This window comes from Variovorax sp. efr-133-TYG-130 (assembly GCF_030208835.1).
GTDB lineage: Bacteria > Pseudomonadota > Gammaproteobacteria > Burkholderiales > Burkholderiaceae_C > Variovorax.
Genome location: NZ_JARVTD010000042.1, coordinates 19,149 through 37,768, shown reverse-complemented (window position 1 = coordinate 37,768; position 18,620 = coordinate 19,149). Strand labels below are relative to the sequence as shown.

The 18,620-nt window shown below is 69.7% G+C and carries 16 protein-coding genes; 4 read left to right on the top strand and 12 right to left on the bottom strand.

Annotated elements, in window-relative coordinates; genetic code table 11:
• Window positions 1-6: 6 nt before the first annotated feature.
• The 5 genes from QRN67_RS30690 to htpG form a co-directional block, all read right to left on the bottom strand.
• Window positions 7-1,086 (bottom strand): ATP-binding protein, encoded by a 1,080-nt coding sequence (locus QRN67_RS30690; protein WP_081267506.1) that lies wholly within the window; start codon window positions 1,084-1,086, stop codon window positions 7-9.
• Complete coding sequence (locus tag QRN67_RS30685; protein ID WP_285414889.1) at window positions 1,083-2,627, bottom strand: DUF5691 domain-containing protein; 1,545 nt, start codon at window positions 2,625-2,627, stop codon at window positions 1,083-1,085. The genes QRN67_RS30690 and QRN67_RS30685 overlap by 4 nt, the downstream gene beginning before the upstream one ends.
• A gap of 61 nt (window positions 2,628-2,688) precedes the next feature.
• Complete coding sequence (locus tag QRN67_RS30680) at window positions 2,689-4,041, bottom strand: SWIM zinc finger family protein (RefSeq protein ID WP_285414888.1); 1,353 nt, start codon at window positions 4,039-4,041, stop codon at window positions 2,689-2,691.
• Window positions 4,042-4,093: 52 nt separating this feature from the next.
• Window positions 4,094-4,729 (bottom strand): hypothetical protein, encoded by a 636-nt coding sequence (locus QRN67_RS30675; RefSeq protein WP_285414887.1) that lies wholly within the window; start codon window positions 4,727-4,729, stop codon window positions 4,094-4,096.
• The gene (gene htpG, locus QRN67_RS30670) at window positions 4,726-6,762 is read right to left on the bottom strand and encodes a molecular chaperone HtpG (RefSeq protein ID WP_285414886.1); all 2,037 of its coding nucleotides are present in this window, start codon (window positions 6,760-6,762) and stop codon (window positions 4,726-4,728) included. Before htpG ends, QRN67_RS30675 begins: the two co-directional genes overlap by 4 nt.
• Window positions 6,763-7,127: 365 nt before the next feature.
• Between htpG and QRN67_RS30665 the strand changes: the two genes are divergently transcribed.
• On the top strand, window positions 7,128-7,637 hold the full coding sequence (locus QRN67_RS30665; RefSeq protein ID WP_285414885.1) for a DUF3761 domain-containing protein: 510 nt from the start codon (window positions 7,128-7,130) through the stop codon (window positions 7,635-7,637).
• A gap of 9 nt (window positions 7,638-7,646) precedes the next feature.
• Here QRN67_RS30665 and QRN67_RS30660 read toward each other — a convergent pair whose 3' ends face one another.
• Together QRN67_RS30660 and QRN67_RS30655 are read right to left on the bottom strand one after the other, a co-directional pair.
• Window positions 7,647-8,699, bottom strand: coding sequence for an ABC transporter substrate-binding protein (locus QRN67_RS30660; protein ID WP_285414884.1), 1,053 nt, complete (start codon window positions 8,697-8,699; stop codon window positions 7,647-7,649).
• 74 nt (window positions 8,700-8,773) lie between these two features.
• On the bottom strand, window positions 8,774-9,694 hold the full coding sequence (locus QRN67_RS30655) for a LysR family transcriptional regulator (RefSeq protein WP_285414883.1): 921 nt from the start codon (window positions 9,692-9,694) through the stop codon (window positions 8,774-8,776).
• A 97-nt stretch (window positions 9,695-9,791) separates the two neighbouring features.
• Here QRN67_RS30655 and QRN67_RS30650 point away from each other — a divergent pair, with 97 nt between their 5' ends.
• Window positions 9,792-10,802: a zinc-dependent alcohol dehydrogenase family protein gene (locus tag QRN67_RS30650; RefSeq protein ID WP_285414882.1), complete on the top strand. Its 1,011-nt coding sequence runs from the start codon at window positions 9,792-9,794 to the stop codon at window positions 10,800-10,802.
• 112 nt (window positions 10,803-10,914) lie between these two features.
• On the opposite strand, the gene QRN67_RS30645 is transcribed toward QRN67_RS30650, so the two are convergent.
• The 5 genes from QRN67_RS30645 to QRN67_RS30625 all read right to left on the bottom strand — a co-directional run bounded on the left by QRN67_RS30645 (window position 10,915) and on the right by QRN67_RS30625 (window position 15,614).
• Window positions 10,915-11,253, bottom strand: coding sequence for a hypothetical protein (locus QRN67_RS30645; protein ID WP_285414881.1), 339 nt, complete (start codon window positions 11,251-11,253; stop codon window positions 10,915-10,917).
• Between the two features lie 157 nt (window positions 11,254-11,410).
• Window positions 11,411-12,805, bottom strand: a complete 1,395-nt coding sequence (locus tag QRN67_RS30640; protein WP_285414880.1) for a sensor histidine kinase — start codon at window positions 12,803-12,805, stop codon at window positions 11,411-11,413.
• A gap of 67 nt (window positions 12,806-12,872) precedes the next feature.
• Entirely contained in the window at window positions 12,873-13,529 is a 657-nt protein-coding gene (locus QRN67_RS30635) for a response regulator (protein ID WP_081267495.1), read from the bottom strand.
• Window positions 13,530-13,683: 154 nt separating this feature from the next.
• Window positions 13,684-14,814: a winged helix DNA-binding domain-containing protein gene (locus QRN67_RS30630; protein ID WP_285414879.1), complete on the bottom strand. Its 1,131-nt coding sequence runs from the start codon at window positions 14,812-14,814 to the stop codon at window positions 13,684-13,686.
• Window positions 14,781-15,614, bottom strand: coding sequence for a pseudouridine synthase (locus QRN67_RS30625; RefSeq protein ID WP_285414878.1), 834 nt, complete (start codon window positions 15,612-15,614; stop codon window positions 14,781-14,783). Before QRN67_RS30625 ends, QRN67_RS30630 begins: the two co-directional genes overlap by 34 nt.
• 83 nt (window positions 15,615-15,697) lie before the next feature.
• Here QRN67_RS30625 and QRN67_RS30620 point away from each other — a divergent pair, with 83 nt between their 5' ends.
• Window positions 15,698-16,777 (top strand): bifunctional nicotinamide-nucleotide adenylyltransferase/Nudix hydroxylase, encoded by a 1,080-nt coding sequence (locus QRN67_RS30620; protein WP_285414877.1) that lies wholly within the window; start codon window positions 15,698-15,700, stop codon window positions 16,775-16,777.
• A 65-nt stretch (window positions 16,778-16,842) separates the two neighbouring features.
• Window positions 16,843-18,288 (top strand): nicotinate phosphoribosyltransferase, encoded by a 1,446-nt coding sequence (locus QRN67_RS30615; protein WP_285414876.1) that lies wholly within the window; start codon window positions 16,843-16,845, stop codon window positions 18,286-18,288.
• Window positions 18,289-18,620: the final 332 nt, after the last annotated feature.

Here is an 18,620-nt window from a genome sequence, read left to right as displayed (position 1 = left end):
GCGCGCTCACAGCTGCTCGCGGCAGGCGCGGTACAGGTCCTTCCAGTCGCTGCGCTCCTTCACCACCGTCTCCAGGTACTCCTTCCACACCACCTGGTCCTGCACCGGGTCCTTGATGACCGCGCCGATCAGGCCCGAGGCCACGTCGGCCGAGCGCAGCACGCCGTCGCCGAAGTGGCCGGCCAGCGCCATGCCGCTGTTGATGACGGAGATGGCCTCGGCGGTGGAGAGCGTGGAGCTGGGCGACTTGATGCGCGTCTTGCCGTCCTCGGTCTGGCCGTTGCGCAGCTCGCGGAAGATCTGCACCACGCGGCGCACTTCCTGCAGCGCCGGCGGCTCGGCCGGCAGCGCGAGCGCGCGGCCCAGTTCGCCCACGCGCTTGACCACGATCTGCACTTCCTCCGCCTCGCTGGACGGCACCGGCAGCACCACCGTGTTGAAGCGGCGCTTGAGCGCGCTCGACAGCTCGTTCACGCCCTTGTCGCGGTTGTTGGCGGTGGCAATGACCGAGAAACCGCGCACAGCCTGCACCTCGCTGCCGAGTTCGGGAATGGGCAGTGTCTTTTCGGACAGCACGGTGATCAGCGTGTCCTGCACGTCGGCCGGGATGCGGGTGAGTTCCTCGACGCGTGCGATCTTGCCCAGGCGCATGGCATGCACCAGCGGGCTGGGCACCAGCGCCTTGTCGGACGGGCCGTGGGCCAGCAGCTCGGCGTAGTTCCAGCCGTAGCGCAGCTGCTCTTCGCTGGTGCCGGCGGTGCCCTGGATCAGCATGGTGGAGTCGCCGCTCACGGCGGCGGCCAGATGCTCGGACACCCACGACTTGGCCGTGCCCGGCACGCCGTACAGCAGCAGCGCGCGGTCGGTGGCGAGCGTGGAGACCGCGATTTCCATCAGCCGCGGATTGCCGATGTACTTGGGGCTGACCTCGAAGCCGCTGGCGAGCTTGCCGCCCATCAGGTAGGTGAGCACCGCCCAGGGCGAGAGCTTCCAGTTGGCAGGACGCTGGCGGTCGTCGACCTTCTGGAGCGCATCGAGTTCTTCGGCGAATTGCTGTTCGGCATGCTGGCGCAGGACATTGCTCATGGACGGCCTTGGGATGGAGAAGAAGAAGAAGTAGATGAAAGGGTGAGGAACAGCCGGCGCGCGCGCACGATGCGCGCGGTCTCGGCCAGTGCGTTGGCGGTGCCGGGTGTTTCGTCGGCGGTGCGCGGCAGGTCGGCCAGCGCAGGCAGCGCCGAGGGATGCAGCAGCGCGGCGGCGCTGGTGAGCACCTGGCGCAGCATGTAGTCGTTGGCGAGGCTGCCGCGCTCCACGCGCAGGCGCAGCGCGGCGGCCAGCCTGGCGGACAGCTCGGCCGACGGCGTTTCGCCGGGCGCGCACGCCTGGTCGGCGAAGCCTACGACTTCCTGCGCGCCGTTGCCTTCGGCGCCCAGCTCGGCGAGCCAGTGGCGCTCGCGGCGCGCGCGCGGCAGCAGCGCGAGCAGCTGGCCGATCCAGGCGCGCTGGGCGCGCGGACGGTCGAGCATGGCGTCGCACCAGTCGTGGTCGGGGGCGGCGATGACGGCGTCGTTCCAGCCGCGCAGCAGCGCGTCTTTCCAGTCGCCGGCGGCGGCCCAGTCGAGCAAGGCCGCCGGCGTCATGCCGGTGCGCGCGGTCCACCACGACAGCGGCGCCTGGCGCACGAGCTGGTAGAGCCACCATGCGCGCTCGCCGAGGCCCTCGTGCGTGGGGCGTGCGGGGTCGATGGCGTCGTCCTTCCAGCGCGCGTCGGCGGCTTCGGGGGCGTCGATGCGCCATGTGGCGCCGTCCTGCTTCAGCAGCGGGGCGAGGAAGGCGCCGATGCGCTGCGCATGCGCGCTCTGCGGCAGGCGCTGCAGCAGCTCGACGGCGGCCTGGCGGACGTCGCGGGCGCGGTCCTTGAGCTGGGCGTCGATCAGTGCCTCGTCGTCGGGGCCGAGGTTTTCGGCGAGCGCGCCGAGCAGCGCGGCGCGGTCCTTGGCGGGCAGTTGCTGCAGCTCGGCGGCAAGGCGTTCGCGCGCGCCGGCCGGGTCGGCCTGGCGCTGTTCGCGCAGCACCGCGACGCGTTGGTCGAGGCTGCCTTCGTCCCAGCGTGTCTGCGCGTCGGCCTGTTCGCTGGCGCCGACGGCATAGCGCCAGTCGTCGTTGCGCGCCGCGAGCCAGAGGCCGCGTTCGCCGAGCGCAGGGGCCACGGCGGGCCGCAGGTCGATGGCGCGGCGGCCGGCGTCGAGCGCCAGGGGCAGCAGGCTGTGCGGCAGGCGCAGGCCGGCGGCCGCGAGCGCTGCCAGGCCTTCATGCTGCAGGCGCAGCGGGCCGCTCGACAGGGCATCGGCGATGGCGGCCTGCAGCGCGGCGTCCTTGAGTTCGGGGCGTTCGTCTTCGGCGGCGACAGGCGCGTCGGACGGCGGCAGCTTCGGCGCGACGAAGCCCGCGCGGCGCCCGACCGCGACGGCACCCGCCATGCGCAGCAACCGGCCTTGCGCCTCGCCGCCTTGCAGCGCCTGCAACAGCCCGGCGAATTCGCCCGCCATGCCTTCGGCCGGCGGCACGGGCTGGCGCGAGGTGCCGACCAGCGCGGCCTGCAGCAGTTGGTTCCAATGGCTCATTCGATGACCTCCGTGCTTCGCACTGCGGTGCGAGCTTGCTTGGGGCGGCGAGGCGCTGCGCTCATGTCCGCACTCCCGTCAGCGTCCAGACCGGCGCACTGCCCGCCACGGCACCCATCGGCCATGCGGTGAGCGGCGCGAACTGCTCGCCGTCCCATTCGCCGAACACGCGCAGCGGCGCACCGCCGGAATGCGCCAGCAGCTGCCATGCCTCCTGCGCCGCGATCTGCATCGGCAGCGCCTGCGGCGCGCCGCCAAGGCGCAGCCACCAGCGGTCGCCGTCGCGGCTGGGCACGGCGTCGGCCCACACCATCGGCAGCAGCGGCTGCCAGGGGTTGGCGGCGATCTGCTGCGCCATGCGCTGCCATTCGTCATCGGGCGTGTCATCGGCGGGGGCAGCCGTGGCGGGCGCGTCGGACGGCAGCTCGGCCACCAGCGCGCGCTGCGAGGCATGGCCCGGATAGAAGCACAGCACCGCCGCGCGTTCGCTGCCGCTGACCCAGCCGGTCTCGAAGCCGCGCCCGCCGTGGGCGTAGTCGAGCAGCAGCGCGCGGCGCCCGCTCGCGCGGCCTTGCAGCCACACGTGGCGCTCGACCAGCTTGGTGTCGCGCTCGTCGATGCACTGGCCCAGCACCAGCCAGTGGTCGCTGACGCGTTCGCCCTCGGCGAGCAGCGCCTCGCGGTCCTGCGGCCAGCCGAGCGCGGTGCGCAAATCGGCCAGCGTGGCGGGCGACAGCGATTCGCGGCGCGGGACCGCATCGACGATCAGCTGCAGCCGCCCGAGCCGGTCGAGCAGCCGCGCGGGCCAGCCTTCGCCCACGCCGATGAGTTCGGCCGCCTGCGTGATGCGCTGGCCGAGCCCCGGCGCCTGCGCATCGACCATGCGCGCGGCCATCGCGCTCCAGGCTTGCTGCTGCTCGCTGCCGAGCGATGCCAGGCCGCGCTGCGTCTGGTCGTCGAGCCAGAGTGCAAGCTCCTGCGCGCCGGCCTCGATGCGCTTCCAGCGTTGCGCGTCGCGCCTGGCGGCAGCGGCGGGGTCGGCCGCGGCCGGCGGTTCGGCGGCGCGGGCTTCTTTCTTCTCGGCTTTTTCGCGGCGCGAGGCGAGCCACTCGGCCACCCACGGCGGCGGGTCGCCCTGGGTGAAGCCGGCTTCGTTCTGCGCGCGCAGCAGCATCAGCGCCAGGCCGTGCTTGCAAGGGAATTTGCGGCTCGGGCACGAGCACCGGAACACCGGGCCCGTGAGGTCGACCTGCGTCTGGTAAGGCTTGCTGCCGCTGCCCTGGCATTCGCCCCACACGGCGGTGTCGGAGAACGCGAGCGTGGGCCACTTGGCCGGTGCGAGCAAACCCTTGGCGGCCTTGGCCGACGCGTCGTCGGGGGCGAGCGCCAGGACGGCTTCTGTGCTGAGACTCATCGGGGCACCCTCGCGCCGCTCCGCGGCGCGGATGATTGAAAGGACGCGGCCATCAAGGCGCGACGGGATTGCCCGGCGTGCCGGCCTCGCGGGCCGAGGCCGCCGCGGCCGCGACGGCCGGCGTGCGGTAGCTCACGTTCACCGCAGGCTCCGGCGGCGGGCGCGTGATCTTGAAGAGAGGCGGCCTGGCGGGGGCAGCCGGAGCGGCGGCAGTCCGGGCCGCGGGCGCGACCGACGCTGTAGGCGCAGTAGGCGCGATAGGCGTGAAAGGCGCCGCTGGCGTCGAATACAGGATGGGGGCGGGCGTTCCCGGCGCGGCCGACACGGTGACGGCGGCCGGGGCCACGGTCGAGGCGGCTGCGGCGGGTGTTGCGGGCGCGGCCTTCGGGTCGTAGAGCACCGCGCCCTTGCTGATCCCCGTGGCCACCGGCCCCACGCCGACACCGACGCCGGCCGAGCCCGACACCTGCCCGCCGTTGTTCACCGCCACGCCCGCGCCGAGCGGGCCGAAGCCCGTGTTGAGCCCCACCGAGAAGTTGCCGTCCTTCGTGGCGCCGAGCCCCAGCGAGAGCCCCGGCACCAGCGGAATGCCGACGTGATAGTGCGAGCAGCCGCCCACCATGAGGAGCAGCAGCGCCGCGGGAACCGCGGCGGCTGTTGTCCGGACGGTGCGCGGCCGGCCGGTCACACCAGCAGCGCGTTCACGCGCCTCACGTAGGCCGCCGGATCGGCGGGCAGGCCGCCTTCGGCCAGCAGCGCCTGGTCGAACAGGATGTTCGCGAGGTCGTCGAAGTGCGCCGAGCCCTCGAGCTTCTTCACCAGCGGATGCTCGGCGTTCACCTCGAGCACCGGCTTCAGCTCGGGCGCGGGCTGGCCGGCCTGCTTGAGCATGCGCGCGAGCTGCGTGCTCATGCCGCCGTCCTGCACCACGAGGCAGGCGGGCGAGTCGACCAGGCGGGTGGTCACGCGCACGTCTTCGGCCTTGTCCTTGAGCGCTTCCTTGAGCTTCTCCAGCAGCGGCTTGAACGACTCGGCGGCTTCCTCGGCAGCCTTCTTCTCGGCTTCGTCCTGCAGCTTGCCGAGGTCGACCGCGCCCTTGGCCACGCTTTGCAGCGGGGTGCCGTCGAACTCGTTGAGGTAGTTCAGCGCCCACTCGTCCACACGGTCGGTCATGAGCAGCACCTCGATGCCCTTCTTCTTGAAGACTTCGAGCTGCGGGCTGTTCTTGGCGGCGGCGAGGGTGTCGGCGGTGATGTAGTAGATCGCGTCCTGGCCTTCCTTCATGCGGGCCTTGTAGTCCGCGAAGCTCACGCTCACCGTGTCGGTGGTGGTGGAGGCGTAGCGCAGCAGCTTGGCGATGCGGTCGCGGTTGCCGAAGTCCTCGCCCAGGCCTTCCTTGAGCACGGCGCCGAACTCGGCGTAGAACTTGGCGTACTTGCCCGATTCGTCGGCCGCGCTCGCGGCGGCTTCGGCGGCGGTGGGCGCGTTCTTGTCGACCACGTCGGTCACGGCTTCGGTCGGCTCGGGTGCGGGCACCGATTCGCCCGAGCCCACGTCGATGCGGCCTTCGGTGCTCTCGGGGCCGGTCTTCTGCTTCTTCGCCAGGTCTTCGAGCATGCCGAGCACGCGCTTGGTGCTGCCTTCGCGGATGGCCTTCACGTCGCGGCTTTCCTGCAGCAGCTCGCGGCTCACGTTCAGCGGCAGGTCGGCAGAGTCGATCACGCCCTTCACGAAGCGCAGGTAGCTGGGCAGCAGGGCCTCGGCGTCGTCCATGATGAAGACGCGCTTGACGTACAGCTTGACGCCCGCGCTCTTGTCGCGGTTCCACAGGTCGAACGGGGCCTTGGCCGGGATGTAGAGCAGCTGCGTGTATTCGGTGCTGCCTTCCACGCGGTTGTGGCTCCAGGCGAGCGGCGCCTCGTAGTCGTGGCTGATGCTCTTGTAGAACTCTTCGTACTGCTCGGCGGTGATGTCCTTCTTGGGGCGGCTCCACAGGGCGTTGGCCTTGTTGACGGTTTCCCATTCGCCGGTCTTCACCATGTCGCCGGGCTGGTCGTTCTCGCCTTCCTTCCACTCTTCCTTTTCCATCAGGATGGGCAGGGAGATGTGGTCGGAGTACTTGCCGACGATCTGCTTGAGCTTCCAGGCGTTGAGGTATTCGTCGGCGTCGTCGCGCAGGTGCAGCGTGATGCTGGTGCCGCGCTCGGGGCGGGTGATGTCGGCCACCTCGAAGTCGCCGGCGCCGCCGCTGACCCAGCGCACGCCCTGGTCGGCCGGCAGGCCGGCGCGGCGCGATTCGACCGTGATCTTGTCGGCCACGATGAAGCCCGAGTAGAAGCCCACGCCGAACTGGCCGATGAGCTGCGCGTCGGCCTTCTGGTCGCCGCTGAGCTTGCTCATGAAGTCCTTGGTGCCGCTCTTGGCGATGGTGCCGAGGTTGTCGATGGCTTCCTGGCGCGACAGGCCGATGCCCTTGTCGGTGATGGTGATGGTGCGCGCGGCCTTGTCGAAGGACAGGCGCACGTCGAGATCGGACTGGCCCTCGTACAGCTCGGGGTGGTCGAGCGCCTCGAAGCGCAGCTTGTCGCACGCGTCGGAGGCGTTCGAGATCAGCTCGCGCAGGAAGATTTCCTTGTTCGAATAAAGCGCATGCGTGACAAGGTGCAGCAGTTGCGCGACTTCAGCCTGGAACGGGAGTTTGGTGTTGGAGGAATCAGCCATGGAAAGAGAAATATCGAGTCAAAAAAATTCTAAATCGGCACGGTGCCCGCAAGGTGACGGCGTCCCGACTTTCTAAGGTAAGGCGTTCGTGTGCTTCTTCAACATCCCGAGCCTCGGGACTGATGCACTTCGTATTTTTATTAAAACGAATGGCTTCCATGTAGGCGCACGGCGCCTCATGGAACACAAAAGAGTACCGCACCCGGCATCTCCAGAAAAATCGATTCCCGATGCGCCGGGCATGGCGTCGAACGGCAATTCTGCCGGTCGAGGTGCGCGGCAGGGCTGCGCCAGGTCAGCTCCCGCTGGGATTGATCGCCAAAGCTGCGGGGTTGCCCTCGTTTCCAACCCACCAGGAGCTTTGCATGAACAACAAGAATCCCCGGACGCTGTGGATCGCCGCCTGCCTCGGCCTGGCCGCCTTCGCGGCGCAGGCCCAGGTGCCGGCCGACGCGCCGGCCGGCACCACCGTGCAATGCAAGGACGGCAGCTATGCGTCGCCCGACACCAGGTCAGGCGCCTGCCGCGGGCACAAGGGCATCAAGACGTGGTTCGGCAAGAGCGCGGCCGCGGCGCCCGCAGCAAACGCTGCCGCCGCGGCTCCGGCCGTGCAGACCCAGTCGGCCGATGTCGGCAAGACCGGCGTCGCGCCAAGCACCGGCACGGCCACCAAGACCCCCGGCGCGCCCGACCCCACGAAGATGGCCGCCGCGCCCGGCGGCGGTGCCGGCAAGGTGTGGGCCAACGACGAGACCAAGGTCTACCACTGCATGGGCGACCGCTACTACGGCAAGACCAAGAAGGGCGAGTACCTGAGCGAGGCCGATGCCAAGGCCAAGGGCATGCATGCTTCTCACAACAAAGCCTGCTCGTAGGCTCCTTCGTCACTTCGGCTGGGATTCCACTTCCCGGGTCCAGCGGTCGATCAGCCGCTTGCGCTCGGCCGCCTTGCCGTATTTCTCGAAGTCGTACTTGATGAGCTTCACGTCGGCCATCGACGGGATGCGCGGGTCGGGCTTGAAGGTCTTGTTGGCCGGCGACTGCAGGCTGCCTGCCTTGCCGCCGATGGACTGGCCCGCGGGGCTCATGAGCCAGTCGTAGTAGCGCCTGGCGTTCTCCTTGTTGCGCGCGCCCTTCACCAGGGCAATGCCGCCGATCTCGTAGCCGGTGCCCTCGCAGGGCGCGGCGGTCTTCACGGGAAATTTGTCGTAGCGCCAGCGCTCGAAGCCGAAGATGAAGCTCACGCCGATGGCCACTTCGCCCTTGGCCACGTTGGGCGCCTGCGCCTGGCCGCTGCGGGTGTAACTGGTCACGTTGCGGTGCAGCTTCCTGAGGTATTCGAAGGCCTGGTCCTCGCCCATCTGCTGCACCAGGCCCGCGATGATGGTGTAGGCCGTGCCGCTGGAGGCGGGGTGCGATATTTCTATCTCGCCCTTGTATTCGGGCTTGACCAGGTCGGCCCAGCACCTGGGCTCGTGCAGCTTCTTTCTCTTCAGCAGGTCGGTGTTGAAGCCGAAGCCGATGGCGCTGGTGTAGAAGCCGCCCACCATGTTCTGCGACATCGCGTACTGGCGCACCGACCAGTCGTACAGGTCGTTGATGTAGGCCGGCCGGTAGGGCTCCAGCAGGCCCTGCTCGGCGGCCTGCAGGAACGGATCGCCGGTGCCGCCCCACCAGATGTCGGTCTTGGGGTTGGCCGCTTCCGCGCGCAACTGCGCACCGATTTCGCCGGTGCCCTTGTGGGCCTGCTGCACCTTGATGCCGGTCTCGCGCGTGAAGGCCGCGGCGGCGGCCTCGCACCAGCCAGCGTCGGTGCTGCACAGCGCGTTGACGGTGCCCTGCGCGGCCGCGTTCGACGCGCCCAGCAGCGCCGCCGTGGCCACGAGGGCCGCGCATGCGACGGCGGCGGCGGTGTGTGGAATGGCGAATGGGCGCATGCGGCGGGTCTCCTCGGTGTGCGATGGCAGGAAGCCGCAGGATAGCGCCGCGTCGCACGGCGGCGCAGGGGTTTTCAGCGTGCGGCCAGCAGCGGCGGCAGGTGCTCGGCCAGCCAGTCGATCACCACGCGCGTCTTCAGCGGCAGGTAGCGGCTGCGCGAGCGGATCACGTTCAGCGCAAAGCCGAAGGGCCGCGGCTCGTCGAACACCCGCACCAGCGTGCCGGCCGCGAGCGCATCGGCCGCCAGCCAGGCCGGCAGGCGCGCCAGGCCCATGCCGCCGATGGCCGCCTCGAGCAGCACCTCGGCGCTGTCGCAGCGCAGGCGCGACGGCAGCGTCACCTCGACCATGTCCGCGAGGCCGCCTTCGCCCGCATGGAAGCGCCAGGTCGATACCTGCCCGTCGCGCGCGTAGAACACCGCCTCGTGCGGCGCCACGAGCTCTGCCACGCTGCGCGGATGCCCCCGCTCGGCCAGGTACGCGGGCGCGGCGCACAGCGCCATCCATTGCGTGCCGACGGGCCGCGCGACGAGCTCGTCGGTATCGGCCAGTTCGCCGCTGCGAATGGCCAGGTCGAGCCCTTCTTCCACCAGGTCCACCCGCCGGTCGTTGAACGAGAGTTCGAGCGACAGCTGCGGATGCCGCCGCGCCAGCGCCAGCAGCAGCGGCCCCACCTTCAGCCGGCCCAGCATCGCCGGCATGCTCAGGCGCACCAGGCCGGAGGCGGTGCTGCGCGCCGCGTCGGCCATGGCCTCGGCCGCCTCGAGTTCGGCCAGCACGCGGCGGCAGCGCTCGTAGTAACCGTGGCCTTCCTCGGTGAGGCTCTGGCTGCGCGTGGTGCGCAGGAAGAGCCGCGTGTTCAGCCGCGCCTCGAGCCGCCCGATGCTCTTGGCCACGGCCGAGCGCGTGACGTGCAGGCGCTGCGCGGCCAGCGCAAAGCTGCCCGCTTCCACCGCCGCCACGAATTCTTCGATGCCCTGAAGACGCTGACCCATTGGATACTTTCAAGCACCAGTAAAGCGAAAATTATCCACCACTGGATATCAGCAATCGTCAATAGCATGGACGCTCTTTTTTCCCCGGAGTCCCCTCATGCAAGAAGCTCGAATGCTGCGCCGCTGGCAACTGCCGGTGCTCGGCCACGCCAACCTCGAACAGGCCGAAGCGCCCCTGCCCGCGCCGGGCGCGAACCAGATCCTGGTGCAGGTCGGCGCGGTGGCGCTCAACTACCGCGACCTGCTGATGGTGCGCGACGGCATGGGCATGCCGCTCGCATTGCCCTTCACGCCCGGCTCCGACATGGCGGGCACCGTGGTGGCCGTCGGCGAGGGCGTGACGCGCTTCGCGGTGGGCGACCGCGTGGTCAACACTTTCTGGGGCGGCTGGATCGACAGCCACTGGCAGGCCGGCGCCACGCTGTTCGGCGGTCCGGGGCCGGGCATGCTGGCCTCGCACGTATGCATCGACGCGGACTGGGCCGTGGCCGCGCCCGCCACGCTGAGCCTGGCCGAAGCCAGCACCCTGCCCTGCGCCGGCCTCACCGCCTGGTTCGCGCTGGCGGAGACCGGGGGGCTGCGCGCGGGCGAGACGGTGCTCATCCACGGCACCGGCGGCGTCGCGCTGTTCGGCCTGCAGATCGCGCGGATGCATGGCGCGCAGGCCATCGTGGTCACGGGCAGCGAGAGCAAGCGCGCGCAGGTGCTGGCGCTGGGCGCCTCGCACGTGCTGGCGCGCGACGGCGACTGGCCGACCGAAGTGCGCAGGCTCACGCAAGGCCGCGGCGCCGACCATGTGCTCGAACTCGCGAGCGGACCCAACCTCGACCGCTCTCTGCAGGCGCTGAGGCAGGGTGGGCGCGTGTCGATCATCGGCATGCTCGAGGGCGAGACCCTGAGCGCGTCGTTCTACGCCATGGTGCTGGGCCGCGCCACGGTGCAAGGCATCGGCGTGGGCCACCGCCGCGCGCTGGAAGACCTGGTGCGCGCCATCGACGTGAACGCGCTCAGGCCGGTCATCGCGGCGCGCTACGACTTCGATGCGCTGCCCGCCGCGCTCGACCACCTCGCGCGCGGACCGTTCGGAAAGATCGTGGTCACGCCCTGAAAACGTGACGGAACGCGCATCCCGCGAACGCGGCATCCTGCTGCAGATACACGAAGCCGCAGCGAACGCGAACAGGCGCCCGTCGCGGGCGCCATCATCGGCGCGACGGCGCTCAGCTGCCGCTGCCCGACTTCACCATCGGCAGCGAGGTCGATTGCCCGATCGGCTCGGTGCCGGTCGGGTGCGACGCCGCATAGGCGCCGGCCTGGATGTCGGACACCGGCATCGTCGAATTCATCGCGGGTGCGCTGGTCGACTGGCCGATCGGCTCGGTGCCGCTCGGGCGGGCCGCAGCCATCGCGCCGGCCTGCACATCGGGGTTCGTGGGCGAGTTCATCTGCAGCGGATGGAAGTCCGAACCATCGGTGGTTTCGGCCGATGCGGTGACCGCGCCCATCGCTGCCAGCGCAGCAAGGGAACCGACGGCGAGAAGCTTGAGGGAAGTACGCATGGTGTGTTCTCCTGAGGGCATGTTGTCTCCGGCCTCGTGCCATCGCGCGAACTGCGCGTGGCAGGACCTGAACGCACTCTAGGCACGCCATCTGAGTTGAACGTGAGCGAAGAGTTAGGCGCGGATGAGTGAGCGCGCCGCGCGCCGGTCTTCGCACTCAGTGCGAAAGAGGCGCGGCCGGCGACGGCGGCAGATGCACCCGCGCCCTCAATCCCGGGCCGTCTTCGCGGTTGTGCAGCTCGATGCGCAAGCCGTGCCGCTCCGCCGCCGTGCGGGCAATGGCCAGCCCCAGGCCGCTGCCACCCGCCGCCGCGCCCGGCACGCGGAAGAAGCGGTCGAACACGCGGCCCATCATGGCTTTCGGAATGCCGGGGCCGTTGTCGAGCACGTCGACCACCGCATGGCCGCCGAACTGGTGCAGCTTCACGTCGACCACGCCGCCTTCGGGCGCATAGCGCAGCGCGTTGTCGATCAGGTTGTCGAACACGCTGCGCAGCTCGGCCGCGGGCGCCACCACCACTGCCGCGATGCCGCCCTCGAAGCCGATGTCCACGCGCCGCGCATCGGCCAGCACCATGAGCTGGCTCACGCTCTCGCGCAGCAGCACTTCGATGTCGACACGCTCGCCGGCGGTGCTGCGCTGCGGCGCGTCCTGGCGCGACAGGTTGAGCAGCTGCTCGATCAGGTGCTGCGCGCGCGTGACGCCGGCTTCGAGCTGGTTGAAGCGCTCGGTCGCCTCGCCGGCCGGCACATGGGCGCGCAGGTTCTCGATCTGCAGGCCGATGGCGGCCATCGGCGTGCGCAGCTCGTGCGCTGCGTCCTGCACGAAGCGGCGCTGCGTGGCGAAGGCGCTGCGCACGCGCGACAGCAGGTTGTTGAAGGCGCCCACCAGCGGTGCGATCTCTTCGGGCACGCGCGCCAGCGACAGCTCGGTGGGGCTGCGCTCGTCCTGCGAGGCCACGTCGCGCGCCACCGCGCGCAGCGAGCGCGAGGCGGCCGACACGATGATCCACAGGATCAGCAGCGCGAGCGGCAGCAGCAGCGTGATCGGCAGGCCTTCGAGCAATGCGCGGCGCAGGGCGCGGCGGCGGCGGTAGTCCTCGTTCTGCAGCACCTGCACGCGCGGCTGGTCGGCGCGCGGGCCGGGCTCGGCGGTGAACACGCGCCAGCTCGACTGCGAATGCGCGCCCGTGCTCACGTCGCCGAAGCCCGCGCGCGACTGCAGCGGCACCGCCAGCACCGGCCACGAACTGGCGCGCAGCGTGTGGCCGTCGGGGCTCCATATCTGCACGATGAAGGCGCCGCGCGAGAACGCCGCCTCGCCGTCCATGGGGCGCGGGATCTTGAGCGGGTCGCTGCCCGCGTACGACTCGGCCACCAGGCGCATCTGGTCGTCCAGCGCGTTGTGCACGAGGTTGCCGTAGGCCACGAAGGAGAACCACGCAGTCAGCACCGCGGCGCCCAGGTGCAGCGTGATGAGCCACAGCAGCAACTGCGTGCGCAGCGAATGCGGCCGCCACCAGCGGCCGCTGCCATGGTCTGCGCCGGTCATGGGCCCCGGGTCCGTTCGCGAAACGCAGCAGCGATACGAAGTGCGCAAAGCCTGGGGGCGCGCCTCATCATGCAACCACGCGCCAGCCCAGGCCGCGGACGTTGCGGATCGCGTCCGCGCCCAGCTTGCGGCGCATGCCGTGGATCAGCACGTCGATCGCATTGCTGGTGACCTCTTCTCCCCAGCCGTAGATGCGGTTCTCCAGCTGTTCGCGCGAGAGGATGGCGCCGGGGCGCTCCAGCAGCGCGTGCAGCAGCGCGAACTCGCGCGCGGTGAGCGCTTCGCGCTCGCCGTTGACCACCACTTCGCGCGTGGTGAGGTCCAGCTGCAGCGTGGCGCTGCCGACCAGCGAATGCGCGGCGCCGTCGCGCCGCCGCACGACGGCGCGCATGCGCGCGAGCAGCTCGCGGAATTCGAAGGGCTTGAGCAGGTAGTCGTCGGCGCCGAGGTCGAGGCTGTGGATGCGGTCGTCGAGGCCGTCGCGGGCGGTGAGCACCAGCACCGGCGTGGCGTCGCCGCGTTCGCGGGCGCGGCGCAGCACCTCGGTGCCGTCCTGCCTGGGCAGGCCGAGGTCGAGCAGCACGCAGGTGTAGCCGCCATCGCCCAGGGCGCTTTGCGCGAGCTCGCCGTCGCGCACCCAATCCGCGGACCAGCCCGCGCCCTCGAGCGCCTGCTTGAGGCTGCGCCCGATCATTTCGTCATCTTCCACCAGCAGAACGCGCATCGCGGCGACTCCTTCGGCCGCAAGTTAGCACGCGACCGGGATGATCGGAAGAGCCTGCGCCGTGGCGCAGAGTAGGTGGGAATACTTAGACGCAGCTTAGGCGGCGGGTGCATCGCGGGGGCAATCGCGCGGGGCAACGGCGCCGCGGCAATGCTCAGGCCATGCGCACGGCGTGGCGTTCGCCCTCGCCGTCCGACGCGAAGGCCAGCAGGCCGAGGGCCTCGCCCTCCACCGCGTCGCGGTCGGCCTTCGACCAGCGTGCGAAGGCCTCCAGCAGCACGGTGGCGATGTTCTTGTTCTTCTCGCGCTCGATCTTCCAGACGCCCGCCACGAAGCCGTCGAGCAGCACCGTGCCGCGCACGATGCCGTTGGCGGTGAACACGCGCGCACGGTTCGCCTCGCTCAGCACGCGGGCGCGGTCGGCATGCGAGAGCAGCAGGTTGTCCCACTCGGCCACGAGGCGCGGCGGCGCGGGCGTGTCAGGGTCGGGCCGGGGCGCGCGGGGCAGGTCGAAGAGCTCCTGGCCGTCTTCGCCCACGAACACGCGCAGCCGGGGCCGCAGGCGCTCGGCCACGGCCTTCCAGCCGGTGAGGCCCGACCATGCGCCGGCATCGGCCAGCGTGGCGGGGCCGAAGGCGGCGAGGTAGCGCAGCAGCAGATCGTCCTGGGTGGCGGGAGCGGCATCGGCCGCCGCATCCCCGAGCCAGTCGCCAAGGGGCTGCAGCAGCGCGCTCTGGTGCGAGTTCCAGGTGCCCGCCGGCGGCAGGTGCGCGAGCGGCAGGCTGTTGCGGATCAGCGCGGCGAGCGAGGCGCTCTCGCGGCCCGGCCAGCGCAGCCCGAGGGCCTGCCCGAGTTCGGCGCCGGTGCGCGGCCGCTCGGCGAGCAGCGCGCGTCCGGCCTCGACCACCGCCGCGCGGTCGATGCCGTCGAGCGCCTTCCTGTGGTTGCTGCCCTGCAGGCCGCGCTGATGCACCGGCTCCAGCAGCGGGCGCCATGCCAGCGCGTCGCGCGCGCTCATCAGGTGCAGGGTGCCGCGCAGGGTCGACATGCGCACGATGCGGCGCTTGTGCAATGCATCGGTCAGCTGCTCGCGCCGGAAGCCTTCGAGCCGGCTCCAGAGGCCGATGTAGGGCGGGTTGGGCGCCTGCGCCTGCAGCCCGGCCACCCGCTCGACGGCCTGCGTCGCCGTGAGGCTGCGCCGCGCCAGCAGCATCTGCCGCGCCAGCGTGGCGCGGTTCAGCGCGCGCAGGCTCAGAACTTCTCGTGCGGCGCCAGGTATCGCCATTGCCCCACCGGCAGGTTGCCCAGCATGACCTTGCCGATGCGCACCCGCTTCAGGCCCACCACCTTCAGGCCGACCAGTTCGCACATGCGGCGGATCTGCCGCTTCTTGCCTTCGGTGAGCACGAAGCGCAGCTGCTCGGGGTTCTGCCATTCGACCCGCGCGGGCTTCAGCGCCTGGCCGTCGAGGCTCAGGCCGTGGCGCAGCTTCGCGAGCATGGCCGGCGGGAACACCGCCTGCACGTTGGTGGTGACGGGGTCGTCGTCGTCCATGCGCACCAGCTGGCCGGTGGGCGCGGGCTGGCCCAGGCCGTGGTAAGCCACGCGCACCAGGTATTCCTTCTCCATCACCGAGTCTTCGCCGATGAGCTGGCGCGCGATGCGGCCGTCCTGCGTCATGACCAGCAGGCCGATGGAGTCGATGTCGAGCCGGCCGCACGGCGCGAGGCCGCGCAGCTGCTGCGGGCTGAAGAAGAAGCGCGCGTTGTCTTCGGCCCAGCGGTTCTGCGGCGTGAACAGCGTGACCGCCGGTTCATGGCCGTCCTCGGCCTGGCCGCTCACATAGCCGATGGGCTTGTTGATGAGGATGGTGACCTGGTTCGCCTGCTGGCCCCTGGCGGCCTTGTCGATCTCGATGCGGTCGGACGGCGTGACCTTCACGCCCATTTCGGCCGGCCTGCCGTTGACCTTCACCCAGCCGTTGGCGATCCATTCGTCGGCCTCGCGGCGCGAGCACATTTTCAGTTCGGCCATGCGCTTGTTCAGGCGCACGGCATCGGCGGGGGGAGAAGAGGGCTCGGTCATCGGAAGGCTTGATCAATGTGCGGCACCGATGCTATCCTGAACGCAAGCGCGAGCTGATCGCGCCCTTTTTGGGGGATTCCCAAGTGAACACGCAAAACGCACGCAAGTACCAGTACGCCATCGTCATCGGGCGCTTCCAGCCCGTTCATTTCGGACATCAACGACTCATCGAAGAGGCCTCGCGCGCCGCCGATCGGGTCATCGTGGTGGTCGGCTCCGACCGGCAGCCGCGCAGCGTCAAGAACCCCTTCACCTTCGACGAACGCGAACGCATGGTGCGCGCCTGCCTGCGCAGCAGCGACCAGATGCGCGTGAGCGTGGTCGGCGTGGGCGACTCGCCCTACAACGACCAGATCTGGATCGCGTCGATCCAGTCGGCAGTCGAGCGGCTCATCGCGCAGGACGGCCATGCACCGGCCAAGGCCAGGGTGGCGCTGGTGGGGCACCTGAAGGACGCATCGAGCTACTACCTGAAGATGTTCCCGCACTGGGAGTTCGTCGGGCAGAACAGCGTGGAGAGCCTCAACGCCACCGACGTGCGCAGCCTCTATTTCGACCCCGAGAACCGCGGCCAGCTCGCGCGCGCCGACCTGCCCGACGGCACGGCCGCGTTCCTCGACCAGTTCACCCGCACCGCCGACTACGCCGAGCTCTGCGAAGAGCGCGCCTTCCTCGTCGACTACCGCGACAAGTACCGCTACGCGGGCAGCGACTTTCCGCCCATCTACACCACGGTCGACGCCATCGTGGTCGAGGCCGGCCACATCCTGCTGGTGCAGCGCAAGTTCCATCCCGGCAAGGGCACCTGGGCGCTGCCCGGCGGCTTCGTCGGCCAGCAGGAGCGGCTGCAGGACGCGGCCATCCGCGAGCTGAAGGAAGAAACCCGCCTCAAGGTGCCCGTGCCCGTGCTCAACGGCAGCATGAAGGCCAGCCACGTGTTCGACGCGCCCGACCGCTCGCAGCGCGGGCGCACCATCACGCACGGCTTCTTCTTCGAGCTGGCGCACAACCAGTGGACCGGCCTTTCGGAAGTGCGCGCCGACGACGACGCGGCCGAGGTGCGCTGGGTGCCCATTGCCGAGTTCCTCGACATGCAGGACCGCATCTACGAAGACCACTTCTTCATCGCGAATCATTTTTTGGGTGGCCTGGGCAAGAACTGAACGACCAGGCTTTGTCAGCAAGAACGGCCCCGGTTGACGGGTGCCACAGTGAAAGGAGCTTTCACATGAACCGCAATCTCACCTCCTCGCCCCTGGGCAACAACCTGCTGCTTCGCACCGACTCCTACAAGGTGTCGCACTGGATGCAGTACCCGCCCGGCACGCAGACGGTGTACAGCTACATCGAGTCGCGCGGCGGCATCTTCAGCCACTCGCTGTTCTTCGGGCTGCAGGCCTACCTGCGCGAATACCTGCAGACGCCGGTGACGCGCGACGACGTGGAAGAAGCCGCCCTGCTCATGGCCGCGCACGGCGAGCCCTTCAACCGCGAAGGCTGGCTGCGGCTGATCGAGAAGCACGGCGGGCTGATGCCGGTGCGCATCCGCGCCGTGCCCGAAGGCAGCGTGACGCCGGTGCACAACGTGCTGGCGACCATCGAGAACACCGACCCCGAGTTCTTCTGGGTGACGAGCTTTCTGGAAACCGAGCTGCTGCGCGCCATCTGGTACCCGACCACGGTGGCCACGCTGTCGGCCGCCGCGCGCACCACGCTGCTGCGCTACCTCGAAGCGACCTGCGACGACCCGCAAGGGCAGATCGCCTTCCGGCTGCACGACTTCGGCGCGCGCGGCGTGTCGAGCCTCGAATCGGCCGCGCTCGGCGGCATGGCCCACCTGGTGAACTTCATGGGCACGGACACGCTGGCTGCACTGGTGGCGGCACGCCGGTACTACGACTGCGACGTGGCGGGCTTCTCGATTCCCGCGGCGGAGCACAGCACCATCACGGGCTGGGGCCGCGAACATGAAGCCGATGCGTACAGCAACATGGTGGACCAGTTCGGCAAGCCCGGCGCCACTTTTGCGGTGGTGAGCGACAGCTACGACATCTTCAATGCCTGCGCGCGCATCTGGGGTGGCGAGCTGAAGGCGAAGGTGGTGGCCTCGGGCGCGACGCTGGTGGTGCGCCCGGACTCGGGCGACCCGGCCGAGACCACGCTGAAGGTGGCGCAGATCCTGGCCGAGCGCTTCGGCACGACGACCAACGCCAAGGGCTTCCGCGTGCTGAACAACGTGCGCATCATCCAGGGCGACGGCGTGAATCTCGATTCGCTGCGGCTGTGCCTGTCGAACTTCTTCCACAACGGTTTCTCGACGGAGAACATCTCCTTCGGCATGGGCGGCGGGCTGCTGCAGCAGGTCAACCGCGACACGATGCAGTGGGCGATGAAGTGCTCGGCGATGCAGGTGAACGGCGAGTGGCGCGACGTGTACAAGTCGCCCGTGGGGGACATGGGCAAGGCTTCGAAGAAGGGGCGTCTTGCGCTGGTGCGCGGTGCGAACGGTGTCGAAAGCACTGTGCGTGAAGAGACGCTGGCGGCAGGCCAGGCCGACTTGCTGCAGACGGTGTTCGAGAACGGGCACATCGTGGAGAGCACCACTTTCGATGCTGTTCGCGAGCGGGCTGCGGCAGGGGTGAATCAGTTCATCACTTCTCGGGCGCCTCTTTAGGCTTTTGGTTCATTCATTCGTTCAGGGCGGGTGCACAGGGCACCGGGTACTCCCCTCCGCGAATGTCCCCCGGCCTGCGGCCTCCTCCTTTATTTCGCTGCGGGGAGCACCCGGCGCCCTGCGCACAACGAGCGCTGCCGTCGTGCCGCTCGATCAACAGGTGCTCTGAACGATCACGCCGATGGGGTGCCTTGCGCAGCGAAATAAAGGAGGAGACCGCAGGCCGGGGGACATTCGCGGAGCAAGGTACCCCGTGGGCGTGAGCGAGCCCTGAACAACAGCTGGAAAAGCACTGCCACAAGGCATCGCCATAATCCGCCCAACTCCCGGAT